The sequence below is a fragment of the Oceanicaulis sp. UBA6590 genome (assembly GCF_002433705.1).
Lineage (GTDB): Bacteria > Pseudomonadota > Alphaproteobacteria > Caulobacterales > Maricaulaceae > Oceanicaulis.
The window spans coordinates 74,796-87,893 of the sequence record NZ_DJIQ01000016.1; the positions used below are offsets into that span (position 1 = coordinate 74,796).

Genomic DNA, 13,098 nt, shown 5'->3' on the forward strand with positions numbered 1-13,098 from the left:
TCTGTAACAGCCCTTTATTCAGCAGCTTGTGCTTTCTCGCCCAGCCAGGCGTCAATATCGCTCAGGGCGCGCGCGCTCATGGCGCGTTTCTTGGCGACGGACTTGTCCTTGCCGCGCAGGCGTTTGCCTTCGGCGTCCCTGGTGGGCGCCTCGATATCCGGGAACAGGCCGAAATTGACGTTCATCGGCTGGAACGCGCCTTTTTTGCCCGGCACATGACCGGTGGTGATATGGGTCAGAAGCGCGCCCAGCGCCGTGGTGGGCGGCGGCGGCGAGATCTCACGACCCAGCTTCTCGGCGGCGGCGAACCGGCCCGCCAGCAACCCCATGGAGGCGCTTTCCACATAGCCTTCGACCCCGGTGATCTGACCGGCGAAGCGCAGGGACGGGCGCGCTTTCAGACGCATGACCCCATCGAGAAGCTTGGGCGAATGCAGGAAGGTGTTGCGGTGAATGCCGCCGAGGCGGGCGAAGCTGGCGTTCTCCAGCCCCGGGATCATCTTGAACACGTCCGTTTGCGCGCCGTATTTCATCTTGGTCTGGAAGCCGACCATGTTGAACAGCGTGCCCAGCGCATTGTCCTGGCGCAGCTGCACGACGGCATAGGGCTTGGTGTCCGGGTCATGGGCGTTGGTCAGCCCGCGCGGCTTCATCGGGCCATGGCGCAAGGTCTCGCGGCCGCGTTCGGCCATCACCTCGATGGGCAGGCACGCATCAAAATAGGGCGTGTCCTTCTCCCAGTCCTTGAACTCGGTCTTGTCCGCCGCGAGAAGCGCGTCCACGAACGCCTCGTACTGGTCCTTGTCCATCGGGCAGTTGATATAGGCGGCGCGGTCTTCTTCGGTGTCGCCCTTGTCATAGCGCGATTGCTTCCACGCGATGTCCATATTGATGGACTCCGCATAGAGGATCGGCGCAATGGCGTCGAAGAAGGCCAGCTCGCCTTCGCCGCTGAGCTCGTGCACGGCCTCGGCCAGCGCGGGCGAGGTGAGGGGGCCGGTGGCCACGATCACGCTGTCCCAGTCCTCGGGAGGCAAGCCTGCAATCTCTTCACGCACGATCTCGATATTGGGATGGTTCTCGATCGCGGCGGTCACATCCGCCGAAAACGCTTCGCGATCCACCGCCAGCGCGCCGCCGGCGGGCACCTGATGCTTGTCGCCCATGGCCATGATCAATGATCCGGCGCGGCGCATCTCTTCATGCAGGAGGCCGACGGCGTTGGTTTCCGCATCGTCAGAGCGGAAGGAGTTCGAGCACACGAGCTCGGCCAGGCCCTCGGTCTGGTGCGCGAAGGTCGGACGCACCGGGCGCATCTCGTGAAGGATGACGCGGGCGCCCGCGTTTGCGGCCTGCCAGGCGGCTTCGGAGCCGGCCATGCCGCCGCCGATGATGTGGATCGGGGTCATATCAGTCATGGCCCGAGCATATAGTCGCGAAGCGGGTGCGGCTCAATCGTTCCCAAACAGGCTTTCGGCGCCCTGATCCTTGGCCTGACCCGCATTTCGGGCTAACTGGCGCACCATGAAACTGATCGATCTTCGCGCTGTCGGCGCCGCTTACCGTTTTGTGCTGGACAACCCGACGCCTGTGCTGGCTGCGGCCGGGCTATACGGCGTGGTGTTTTCGGTCCAATCGCTACTGACCGCCTATGCGCACGCCTATGCGCCAGGCGCCGCGCCGGGCATGATCCTGTTCATGATCGCCGCCTTCGGCGCCTTCGTGGTCGGCTGGGCCAGCCTGGGGCGTCAGGCGCTGGGACTGCCGCAAAAAGGCTTTCACGGTCTGACGCTGGGCGGGGATGAAGGGCGGCTCGCCTGGGCGCTCTTCCTGGTCCTGCTGCTTCTGACCATCATCCTGATGACAGCCGGCGTGGCCATGGCGTTCATGATCGCCGGTCTCGCCTTCACGGACATGGATCCGGGGGCGCCGCAGCCGGAGGGCTATGTGAACCTGTTCGAGCTGATGGGCCCCGGGGCGCTTGCGGTCTCGGTGGTGCTCGTGACGGTTTTCGTGCTGTTCAGCCTGTGGCTCATCACGCGTCTGGCGCTGACCGCGCCCGCCACCCTGAACGAACGGGCGGTGCGCGTCCTGTCGATCTGGCCGCTGTCGCGTGCGCGCAGCATCGAGATCACGCTCACCAGCCTCGCCAGCCTTGCGCCAGGCGTGCTGACCCTCGCTGTTTTCAATGCAATCTGTCTGGCGCTGCTGGGCGCCGGCCCGGTCATCGCCCAGTCCGCCGCAGGCGAGGCGGGACAGCTGACGGTCAGCCCGGTGCTCATGCTGCTGATCTCGGCCCTGTACGGCGCGGGCAAGATCGCCCTGCTGGCTGCGCCCCTGATCGCGGCGCTGTCCGCGCTCTATCACAAATACGCCGCAGAAGGCGAAATTCAGGCCGATTAGGACAAGACCTTTTCGGGCGTCTGGGCTATCCTCTCACGCGAATGCTTCGTTCGGACACGCGGGGGGAACCATGTCCAAGCCCAGCTATAACTTCATCGACGCCACCTTCTATTTCTTCAAGGTTTTCGGGGCGCGCCCGTTGAGCGTGGCCTGGATCGCGGTGTGGCAGATCATCCTGTATGCCGCCTTTGCGGCCCTGATCCTTTACGGCTTCTGGCCGCTGATCGATCTGGTCATCAGCTATGGCGGCAAGGGCGAGCCTTCTGACGCGGAAGCGATACAGGCGGTGATGCAGGGCGTGGGATTCTACTCGCTGGGCACGATCGGCCTTCTGATCACCGCGCTCATGATGCAGGGCGCGTGGCTGCGCCTGCTGACGCGCAACGAAGTCGCGGGCGGCATTCCGCTCCGGTTCGGCGCGGACGAGTTGCGGCTGTTGCTGGTCAACATCGTCATGGGGCTGCTGATCTTCGCCGGCTATATCGTGACGGTCCTGCTCTACGCGGCGGTGAACGCCGGCTTGATGGCGAGCGGAGAGGGCGGCGGCGTGGCGCTTCAGGCGCTGGCCAACACGCTCCTGACCATTGTGCTGGTCGTGGGCTGGATCCTGTTCGCCCTGGGCATGGCGCCGGCGCCCGGCCTGACGGTGCGCCAGCGGGGCGTGAAAATCTTCCAGGGCTTCAGCGCCGCGGGCGGCGTGATGGGGTGGATGTTCCTGTCCTATCTCGTGCTGATTCTGGTCGCCATCATCGGCTATGTGGTGCTGAGCGTGATCCAGCAGGGTTTCATCATGATCGGCGGCGCCGAACTGATTGGCGCCCTCATCCAGATCGAGGACGGCTCCGACCCGGAAGTCTTCATGAACGCTCTCATGCAGGCGTTGCAGAATCCGCTCTTCTGGGTGATGGCCGGCATCGCCATCGTTCTGCAGATGATCTTTGAGGTGTTCGTGCACGGCTGCTGGCACGGCGTGGGCGCCTATGTGGCGGTGCGCCATGATGGAGGCTTCCCGCCCGAAACCCCGCTGGAAGCGCCCGCGGATTCGGTGGGACAGGCGCCCTCCGAGGGCTGATCATGACGGATATGGCGACGACGCCCGCTCACCGATTCACGGTGGGCGGGGCGCTGGGTTTCGGTTTTGCGGTCTTGCGGACGCGGCCGGGAGCCGTCGCCTTCCTGCTGGTCCTTCAGGCCGTCGTCTTTGCGGCCCTGATGGCGGTCCAGTACGGCCTCATGGGGCGCATGGCGCGTGAGGGTCTGATGCTTGCGGAAGCGGGCGACATGGTCGAGGCCCTAGCGCTGAACATGCGCCTGTCGGGTTTCAGCTCCCTGTTCTCGGTCATCAGCGCGCCGCTCTGGCTCTGGCTGGAGGCGGTCTGGCTGGTGCTGTTCATGAGCGGGCGATTCACCCTGTGGCCGGGCTGGGGCAATCTGGGCCGGATGACGCTGGGCTTCATCGTGATCTTCGGCGTCTATTTCGCCGCCTTGATCGTGCTGGTGATCGTGATGACGACCAGCCTCGTCGGGGTCGCGCTGGTGCAGGAGAGCGGAGGGGATCCCGCCGGGATAGGCGTCATCGCCCTTGTGCTGGGGCTGATCCTGTTCGGGTTGATGCTGGCCGGGCTGGCCCTGTTCACCGCCTTGCCGGCGCACGCGGTTACGGGCCGTTTCGATATCGGGCAGGCGGTCAGCACGGCCTGGCGCCATCTGGTCGGGGTCTGTATCGCCTGGCTGGTCTTCTTCCTCGTCTATCTCCTGGCGATGGCTGTCGTCTACGGGGTGTACACGGTGAATGTCATGGACGAAGTGCTCGCCATGATGGAAACGATCAGCACCCGGACAGAGGACCCGTTCATCATGATGCGCCTCTATGCTGAAACCCTGCCGACGGATCAGGACCTGCCCTGGATGGGGCTGACCTCAGCCTCGGTCATGCTGATCATGGGCGTCATCATGTTGATGGGACGCGGCGTCAGCGCCAAGCTGGCTCTGGCCATGCCGGCTCCCTCTGATAAGGCTGATTGAGATGACCCAAGCCCTGTATGCGCCCTGGCCCGAAACCGCCCGACGCACCTGGGGGTGGGGCGCCCTTGGATTGATGGTGGCGGGCTATCTCGTCTCCTCCGTGCCCGTGGTGATCGGGACGGTGATCTACACCCTCGTTCTGACGGTCTCCTCCGGCGCCACCGATCCCATGGCGGCGCAGTCCGCGTTGAGCGAGAACACGCTCACCATCCTGCTCCCCCTGATGCTGCTGCAGTTCATCACCTGGGCGGTCATGACGCTGGTCTGGGTGAAGCTGTTCGAGAAGCGGTCCTTCTCCACCATCGGGATCGAGGGGCGAGGCTTTCTGGGGCGGTACCTGTTGGGGCTGCCGCTCGGAATGGTGCTGGTGGTGCTCGTTTCCGTCGCCGCCACACTGCTCAATCTCGGCGCCGCGCCGGCGAACGACGCACTGGGAGAGCTGGATCCGGCGCGCGCGCTCGGTCAGGCGGCGCTGATCGCCTATGCGGGGCTGTTCATCGGATTTCTCATCCAGGGCGGGGTTGAAGAGCTGGTCTTTCGCGGCTGGCTGATGAGCGCGCTGACGGCGCGCTGGGGCAAGGTTCTCGGCGTGTTCACAGCGAGCTTCGCCTTCGCCCTGCTGCACCTGCATGTCTTCATTTCCGGGCTGATGTATGGCGTGCTCGCGCTGTCTGGCATCGGTCTGACCGGGCTCGTCTTCGCGCTGACCGCGCTGTGGCGCCGCTCGATGATCGAGGCCGCCGCCGCTCATGGGGCCTTCAACGCCGTCGCGGTCATCGCGCCGACCTTCGCCCTCATGGCCTCCGACCCCGAACAGACCATCCACACCGCCGTGGCGCAGGTGTTCAGCTCGGCCACCGGCATGGCGGGCGTTGAAAGCGTCACAATTGGTCCGGAAACCTACGCCCAGCTCATCGCCATGGGCGGGCTGAGCGCGATCATGCTGATCGGCCTGATCATCCGGGGGCGGAAGGGGTAGCGGAACCTACCCCGCCAGCTTCGCCTGACGCGCCTTGTCCCGCTCCAGAAGCGGTTTGAGATAGCGGCCGGTCCAGCTCGCCTCGACCTCGGCCACATCTTCGGGCGTACCTTCGGCCACGATCTGGCCGCCGCCTGAGCCGCCTTCGGGGCCGAGGTCCAGCAGCCAGTCGGCGGTCTTGATGACATCAAGATTGTGCTCGATCACGATGACCGTGTTGCCCTGATCGACCAGCTCGTGGAGCACTTCGAGGAGCTTGCGCACATCCTCGAAATGAAGACCGGTGGTCGGCTCATCGAGGATGTAGAGCGTCTTGCCGGTTGAGCGCTTGGCGAGTTCCTTGGACAGCTTCACCCGCTGGGCCTCACCGCCCGAAAGCTGGGTGGCGGGCTGACCCACCTTCACATAGCTCAGCCCCACCTGTTTGAGCGTCTCCATCTTGTCGCGCACGGAGGGGACCGCCTTGAAGAACTCGGCGGCTTCCTCGACGGTCATGTCCAGCACATCGGCGATGGACTTGCCCTTGAAGGTCACTTCCAGCGTTTCGCGGTTAAAGCGTTTGCCGTGGCAGACATCGCACTCGACATAGACGTCGGGCAGGAAGTGCATCTCGATTTTCACCACGCCATCGCCCTGACACGCCTCACAGCGCCCGCCTTTGACGTTGAAGGAGAAGCGGCCCGGCTTGTAGCCGCGCGTCTGGGATTCAGGCAGGGAGGCGAACCATTCGCGGATGGGTGTAAACGCGCCGGTATAGGTGGCGGGGTTTGAGCGCGGCGTCCGGCCGATCGGGCTCTGGTCGATATCGATGATCTTGTCGACCTGATCGAGGCCTTCCACCGTGTCATGGGGCAGGGGGACCTGGGAGGCGTTGTTGAGCCGCCTGGCCGCCGCCTTGTAGAGCGTCTCGATCGTGAGCGTTGATTTGCCCCCGCCCGAGACGCCCGTCACACAGGTCAGGACGCCCAGCGGATAGGCCGCGTCAATGTTCTGAAGGTTGTTGCCGGTGGCGCCCTTCACGGTCACGGCGCGCTTGAGGTCCACCGGGCGGCGCTGTTCGGGCACCGGCACCATGCGCTTGCCCGACATGTACTGCCCGGTCAGCGATTTGGGATTGGCGGCGATTTCCGCCGGCGTGCCCGCCGCGATCACCTCGCCGCCATGCACGCCCGCAGCCGGACCGAGATCGACCACATAGTCCGCCGTCTCGATGGCCTCTTCATCGTGTTCGACGACGAGGACGGTATTGCCGAGATCGCGCAGTCCGCGCAGGGAATCGAGCAGACGGGTATTGTCGCGCTGGTGCAGGCCGATGGACGGCTCGTCGAGCACATACAGAACGCCCGTCAGGCCCGAGCCGATCTGGCTGGCGAGACGAATGCGCTGGCTTTCCCCGCCCGACAGCGTGCCCGAGGCGCGGCTGAGCGTGAGATAATCAAGCCCCACATCGACGAGGAATTTCAGGCGGTCGCGGATTTCTTTCAGGATGCGGCGCGCAATCTCCTGATCCTTGGGCGACAGCGTCTCCTCGATGGAGGAGAACCAGTCGCGCGCATCCTTGATCGATTTCTCGCCCGCTTCGGAAATGTCGTGCTTGGCGATCTTCACCGCCAGCGCTTCGGGCTTCAGGCGCTTGCCGTCGCAGACATCACAAGGCTGGCTCGATTGAAAGCGCGCCAGATCCTCGCGCACCCAGCTTGAATCCGTCTCCCGCCAGCGGCGCTGCAGATTGGGCATCACCCCTTCAAACGCCTTGGACGTGGTGAACTGGCGCAGCCCGTCCTCATAGGTGAACTTGATCTTGTCCCTGGTCCCGTAAAGCACGGTCTTCTGGAAGGCTTTGTCGAGATCACGCCAGGGCGTGTACATGCTGGCGCCGTAATGGTCCGCGATCGCCTGCAGGGTCTGCTGGTAGAGCTTGGAGGTGGCGCGGCTCCAGGGCGCAATGGCGCCGTCATAGAGCGACTTGTCCCGGTCGGGGACCACCAGATCCTCGTCAAACTCAAGACTCTGGCCGAGGCCGTCACAGGCGGGGCAGGCGCCGAACGGATTGTTGAACGAGAACAGGCGCGGCTCGATCTCCTCGATCGTGAAGCCGCTGACCGGACAGGCGAATTTCTCGGAGAACACGATCCGCTCGCCGGTCTTGTGTTCGCCATGGTCAGAGGCGAACTCGGCCATGGCGATGCCGTCGGCGAGCCGCAGCGCGGTCTCGAGACTGTCGGCGAGGCGCTGTTCGAGCCCCTCCTTGGTGACCACCCGGTCCACCACCACGTCGATATCGTGCTTGAACTTCTTGTCGAGCTCGGGCGCCTCTTCAAGGGCGTAGAACTCGCCATCCACCTTCACGCGCTGGAAGCCCTGCTTCAGCAGCTCGGCGAACTCCTTGCGGTATTCGCCCTTCCGGCCGCGCACGATGGGGGCCAGCAGGTAAAGCCGGGCGCCGTCGCCCAGAGCCGTGATGCGGTCCACCATCTGGGACACGGTCTGGGCCGAGATCGGCTCGCCGGTGGCGGGGGAATAGGGCACGCCCACCCGCGCCCAAAGAAGGCGCATATAGTCATAGATCTCGGTGACCGTGCCCACGGTCGAGCGCGGGTTCTTCGAGGTGGTCTTCTGCTCGATGGAGATGGCGGGGGACAGCCCTTCGATGGAATCCACATCGGGCTTGCTCATCAGCTCCAGGAACTGGCGCGCATAGGCGGACAGGCTCTCCACATAGCGGCGCTGGCCCTCGGCGTAGATGGTGTCAAAGGCGAGCGAGGACTTGCCCGATCCCGACAGGCCCGTGAACACGATCAGCTCGTCGCGCGGCAGATCCACCGACACGCCCTTGAGATTGTGCTCGCGCGCGCCGCGAACGGAAATGGTTTTGAGCTTGTCAGACATGGATGACGCAAAATCCTTCACTGGCGGACTGCCGGGCCGGCGTATCGGGCGTTACTTAGGACTCTCCCGGCCCGCTATCCACCGTTCAGGCGCCGACAGCGGCGCCCGGTGATGGACTCGGAGCCCCGGATGGGCTTCGTTAACTTCCGACTCGCGCTTCAATTGACGCGCGGAACGGAATGTGAACAAATACGACGCGAAAGACAAGCGGGAGACGCGGCATGGCGGGCAGTGTGAACAAGGTGATCCTGGTGGGCAATCTGGGTGCGGACCCGGAAGTGCGCCGGCTGAACAATGGCGATCCGGTCGTCAATCTGCGCATCGCCACCTCGGAGAACTGGCGCGACAAGGCCACGGGCGAGCGCCGCGAGAAGACCGAATGGCACAATGTCGTCATCTTCAACGACAACCTCGCCAAGGTCGCCGAGAACTATCTCAAGAAGGGCTCCAAGGTTTATATCGAGGGCCAGCTTCAGACCCGCAAATGGCAGGATCGCGACGGCAATGACAAATACACCACCGAAGTGGTGCTGCAGCGCTATCGCGGCGAGCTGACCATGCTGGACGGTCGCGGCGACGGCGGCGGCGACCGCATGGGCGGCGGCTACAACAACAACCAGATGGATGACCGGTCCGGCGGCGGTTATGGCGGCGGTCAGGGCGGCGGCGGACAGCGCCAGAACGCCCCGCGTGAGGACTTCACCTCGGACACGCTGGATGACGACATCCCGTTCTAGGATTTGTCCCATCGATGAAACCGAAAAGCCCGGCGCGTCGCGCCGGGCTTTTTGCATGGCTCGCTCAAGGCTCGTCTCAGGGGGTGAACCAGTCGAGCTTGGCGGTGGTCTCGACGCCGCTGGGCTGGGCGGCGCCGGCGATCGTGGCGATCGCATTGCGCACGGCCACAGCGCCCAGGCCGTGACGGGGCGTCGGCATGCGGCCCATGCCGGTCCAGCTGTCTGACTGGGGATCATAGCGCCAGACCTGGGCGTAGACGCCGCCGCCGGAGTTGTCGAACCACTCTCCGCCGAACACATAGAGCGCGCCTTCCACGCTGGCGCAGGCCAACCCGCCGGCCCCGCGCGGACCCGCCTCGGGTTCGGGCAGGGGCGCACGGATTTCCCAGCTGTCGCTTGCGGGGTCGTAGGCCTCGTGAACCGGCGTATTTCCGCCCGACACGGTGCGCCCGCCCACCACGTGCAGGCGGCCGTTCAGTTCAGCGCCCGCCGCGGAATTGCGCGCCGTGGGCGCCGGGGCGGCCGTGGTCCAGATCTGGGCGGCGGGGTCGAGCACGATATGGGCGTTGGTGTCCGCGTGGTCAGACCAGGCCTTGTTGGAGAGGCCGGCCGGACGCCGTCCGGTGACCACATGCAGTCTGCCGTTCATCGCAACGGCGACCGTTTCAGCATAGGGCTGGGGCATGGCCGGGCCATTGCGCCAGCGATTGCGCTGAGGGTCGAAGACGCGCACGCCCTCGCTCATAGCCCACAGGCCGCCGGTCTGGGCGGTGAAGCCGCCCACGGCGTAGACCAGTCCTTCCAGGCCGACGAGATTGGGGTGATGCAGCGGAACAGGCAGGCGCGGACGTTCGCGCCAGCTTGTCGCATCCGGCGCCAGCGAGAAGACGCGATCGGATACCCCGATGCGTCCCCGGCCGGCATCCGGGCTCAGCCCGCCCGCCACATAGATCACCTCGTCCAGCACGGCGGGATAGATTTCCTGAACGCGCATGGGCAGGTCCGGGCCGGCATTCCATTGCGGCTCGGGCGCGGCTTGCGCCCCTGCGTGTCCGCCAAGGTTCAGCGCCAGTCCGGCGGCGCCGATCCCTGCAAGCGTTTCCCGCCGCGACAGCATTAGCGGGACGCCTCGATGACGCCGCACACATGGCGGGCGCCGGCGCCGCCAATGGGCTGGCTGGAATGGTCGTCCTGATTGTCGTGAATGACGAGCGCCGAGCCGTTGTCGTCAAGGAGCGCGGGCGCGTCGTACTCGCCATGCAGGCTCACCCGGTCGGTGAAGACCTGGGCGCGCAGGGCGCCGTCCTCATGCACGTAGATGTTGGGCAGGTCCGCATTGTCCGGGCCCTCAGCGTTCAGAAGACCATGCTCATGGCCCGACGGATTGATATGGCCGCCGGAGCTGGTGAAATCCTCGTTCGAGCAATCGCCGATCATGTGCAGGTGCACGCCGTGCCAGCCATGGGCGGACTGAACCGGGGTGTCGAGTTCGATGGTGATCAGCACGCCGGTTGGTCCCTGCTGGAAACGCGCATGCCCGATCTCGTTGCGCGCGCGATCGATCAGCGTGGCGTGCGCTTCGTCGGGGGCGTGTGCGTTCTCCTGATGGTGATCGGCGGCGAGGGCCGGGACGCTGAAGGCGGATGCGCCCAGAGCTGCGGTGCAGGCCAGGGTGCGAAATGGGCGTTTCATGAGGCGTCTCCTTTTTGGCTACACGCATAACCTAATGGACATCTTGCGGGATGCGAGCCCGGACATTGAAATCCGTCGCGTTTTTGCGGCCAATCCGGTCCTGAACCTGAAACCGCCATGAAACCGTGGACACAGCCGTCACCCGCGTTTGCCGCCCGTTCCCAGCCTTGCTAGACATGTCCTCTAACCGTGCGCAGGTGATTCACGGCGGTGTCCGCCGGCCTGCGCCCGACCGACGTCTCTTTTCGCGCGCCGCATCCTTGAGGGTGAGGGGCGCGCGCCAGCCAGGACGAAACGACTTTGAGCGATTTGCCCCCTGAAACGCCCATGGATGAAGACCTTCCCGCCGCGCCGAGCGGCCCGATGGTGGCCATCGAAGACGAGATGAAGCGCAGCTATCTCGATTACGCGATGAGCGTGATCGTGAGCCGCGCCATTCCCGATGCGCGCGACGGCCTGAAGCCGGTGCACCGCCGCATCCTGTGGGCCATGCATGAGGGCGGCTACAGCAAGGACAAGGCGTACAAGAAGTCCGCCAACGTGGTCGGCGACGTGATGGGCCGCTATCACCCGCACGGCGACAGCGCGATCTATGACGCCCTGGCGCGGATGGCGCAGCCCTTCTCCATGGGCCTGCCCCTGATGGACGGCCAGGGCAATTTCGGCTCCATGGACGGCGATCCGCCCGCAGCCATGCGTTACACCGAAATCCGCATGGACCACCCGGCTGAAGCGCTGCTGGCCGATATCGACAAGGATACGGTCGAGTTCCGGGACAACTATGACGGCTCCAAGCAGGAGCCGGTCGTGCTGCCCGCGCGCTATCCGAACCTGCTGGTCAACGGCGCCGGGGGCATCGCGGTGGGCATGGCCACCAACATCCCGCCCCATAACCTCAACGAGGTGGTGGACGCGACCGTGGCGCTGCTCGATCAGCCCGACATCACCGACACCGAGCTTCTGGAATTCGTGCCGGCGCCGGACTTCCCCACGGGCGGCGAGATCATCGGCCGGTCGGGCGCCCGCAAGGCGCTCCTGGAAGGCCGCGGCTCGGTCATCCTGCGCGCCAAGACCTCGATCGAGGATATCCGTCAGGGACGCGAAGCCATCATCGTTCACGAGATTCCCTATCAGGTGAACAAGGCCACCATGGTGGAGAAGATCGCCGAGCTGGTGCGCGACAAGCGCATCGAGGGCATCTCCGATCTGCGCGATGAATCCGACCGCTCGGGCGTGCGCGTGGTGATCGAGCTGAAAAAGGACGCCAACGCCGAGGTGATCCTGAACCAGCTCTACCGCTGGAGCCCGCTGCAGACCTCGTTCGGCGTCAACATGCTGGCGCTGATCGGCGGTCGCCCGCAACAGGCGGGCCTGCGGGTCTTTCTTGAGACCTTCATCCATCACCGCAAGGAGGTGGTGGTCCGCCGCACCAAGTTCGATCTGCGCAAGGCGCGCGACCGCGCCCACGTCTTGATCGGTCTGGCGGTGGCCGTGGCCAATATCGACGAGATCATCGCCCTGATCCGCCGCGCGCCCGATCCGCAGACCGCGCGTCAGCAATTGCGCGACAAGGCCTGGCCGGCCAAGGATGTGGCGCCGCTGGTGGAGCTGGTCGCCGACCCGCGTTCGCAGATCAGGGACGGCGAGATCCGCCTCACCGAAGAGCAGGCGAAAGCCATCCTCGATCTGCGTCTGCACCGCCTGACGGCGCTGGGCCGCGACGAGATCGGGGATGAGGCCAACAAGCTGGCCGAAACCATCGCCGACCTACTGGACATTCTGCGCAGCCCGACCCGCATCCGCGACATCATCCGCAACGAGCTTCTGGACTCCAAGGCCAGCTTCGGCGTCGAGCGGCGCTCGGCTATCATCGAGGGTGATCTGGGGATCGAGGATGAAGACCTGATCCCGCGGGAGGACATGGTCGTCACCCTGACCCATGGCGGCTATGTGAAGCGCACCGCGCTCTCGACCTATCGCGCCCAGAACCGCGGCGGCAAGGGCCGTGCGGGCATGGCGATGAAGGACGAGGATTTCGTGGCGACGCTGTTCGTGGCCTCGACCCATGCGCCGCTCCTGTTCTTCAGCTCGGACGGCATGGTCTACAAGACCAAGACCTGGCGCCTGCCGCTGGGCGCGCCCAACACCAAGGGCAAGTATCTCACGAACCTTCTGCCCAGCCTCAATGACGGCGCCTGGATCACCTCAGTGATGGCGCTGCCCGAGGATGAGGAGAGCTGGGATCAGTACGATGTCATGTTCGCCACCACGGCGGGCACGGTGCGTCGCAACAAGCTGTCTGATTTCGTGCAGGTGAACCGCAACGGCAAGATCGCCATGAAGCTGGCTGACGGCGACAAGCTGGTCCGGGTG

At 65.1% G+C, this 13,098-nt stretch carries 10 protein-coding genes; 6 read left to right on the forward strand and 4 right to left on the reverse strand.

Going from position 1 to position 13,098, the window contains the following annotated elements; genetic code table 11:
- Positions 1–14: 14 nt before the first annotated feature.
- Positions 15–1,418: a methylenetetrahydrofolate--tRNA-(uracil(54)-C(5))-methyltransferase (FADH(2)-oxidizing) TrmFO gene (gene trmFO, locus B2Z70_RS03355; protein ID WP_292980985.1), complete on the reverse strand. Its 1,404-nt coding sequence runs from the start codon at positions 1,416–1,418 to the stop codon at positions 15–17.
- A 106-nt stretch (positions 1,419–1,524) separates the two neighbouring features.
- Between trmFO and B2Z70_RS03360 the strand changes: the two genes are divergently transcribed.
- The 4 genes from B2Z70_RS03360 to B2Z70_RS03375 all read left to right on the forward strand — a co-directional run bounded on the left by B2Z70_RS03360 (position 1,525) and on the right by B2Z70_RS03375 (position 5,407).
- On the forward strand, positions 1,525–2,403 hold the full coding sequence (locus tag B2Z70_RS03360; RefSeq protein WP_292980988.1) for a hypothetical protein: 879 nt from the start codon (positions 1,525–1,527) through the stop codon (positions 2,401–2,403).
- A gap of 70 nt (positions 2,404–2,473) precedes the next feature.
- A complete protein-coding gene (locus B2Z70_RS03365; RefSeq protein ID WP_292980990.1) occupies positions 2,474–3,475 on the forward strand; it encodes a hypothetical protein in 1,002 nt (333 codons plus the stop codon).
- Positions 3,476–3,477: 2 nt separating this feature from the next.
- Positions 3,478–4,428, forward strand: coding sequence for a hypothetical protein (locus tag B2Z70_RS03370; protein ID WP_292980992.1), 951 nt, complete (start codon positions 3,478–3,480; stop codon positions 4,426–4,428).
- A 1-nt stretch (position 4,429) separates the two neighbouring features.
- The gene (locus tag B2Z70_RS03375) at positions 4,430–5,407 is read left to right on the forward strand and encodes a CPBP family intramembrane glutamic endopeptidase (RefSeq protein ID WP_292980994.1); all 978 of its coding nucleotides are present in this window, start codon (positions 4,430–4,432) and stop codon (positions 5,405–5,407) included.
- Between the two features lie 6 nt (positions 5,408–5,413).
- Here B2Z70_RS03375 and uvrA read toward each other — a convergent pair whose 3' ends face one another.
- The gene (uvrA, locus tag B2Z70_RS03380; protein WP_292980996.1) at positions 5,414–8,296 is read right to left on the reverse strand and encodes an excinuclease ABC subunit UvrA; all 2,883 of its coding nucleotides are present in this window, start codon (positions 8,294–8,296) and stop codon (positions 5,414–5,416) included.
- A gap of 221 nt (positions 8,297–8,517) precedes the next feature.
- Between uvrA and ssb the strand changes: the two genes are divergently transcribed.
- A complete protein-coding gene (gene ssb / locus B2Z70_RS03385) occupies positions 8,518–9,033 on the forward strand; it encodes a single-stranded DNA-binding protein (protein WP_009801231.1) in 516 nt (171 codons plus the stop codon).
- A gap of 76 nt (positions 9,034–9,109) precedes the next feature.
- On the opposite strand, the gene B2Z70_RS03390 is transcribed toward ssb, so the two are convergent.
- Positions 9,110–10,150, reverse strand: a complete 1,041-nt coding sequence (locus B2Z70_RS03390; protein WP_292980999.1) for a Kelch repeat-containing protein — start codon at positions 10,148–10,150, stop codon at positions 9,110–9,112.
- Complete coding sequence (locus tag B2Z70_RS03395; RefSeq protein WP_292981001.1) at positions 10,150–10,725, reverse strand: superoxide dismutase family protein; 576 nt, start codon at positions 10,723–10,725, stop codon at positions 10,150–10,152. Before B2Z70_RS03395 ends, B2Z70_RS03390 begins: the two co-directional genes overlap by 1 nt.
- Before the next feature lie 327 nt (positions 10,726–11,052).
- On the opposite strand from B2Z70_RS03395, the gene gyrA reads away from it, so the two are divergent.
- A partial coding sequence (gene gyrA, locus B2Z70_RS03400) for a DNA gyrase subunit A (RefSeq protein ID WP_349682214.1) occupies positions 11,053–13,098 on the forward strand: 2,046 nt, incomplete at its 3' end.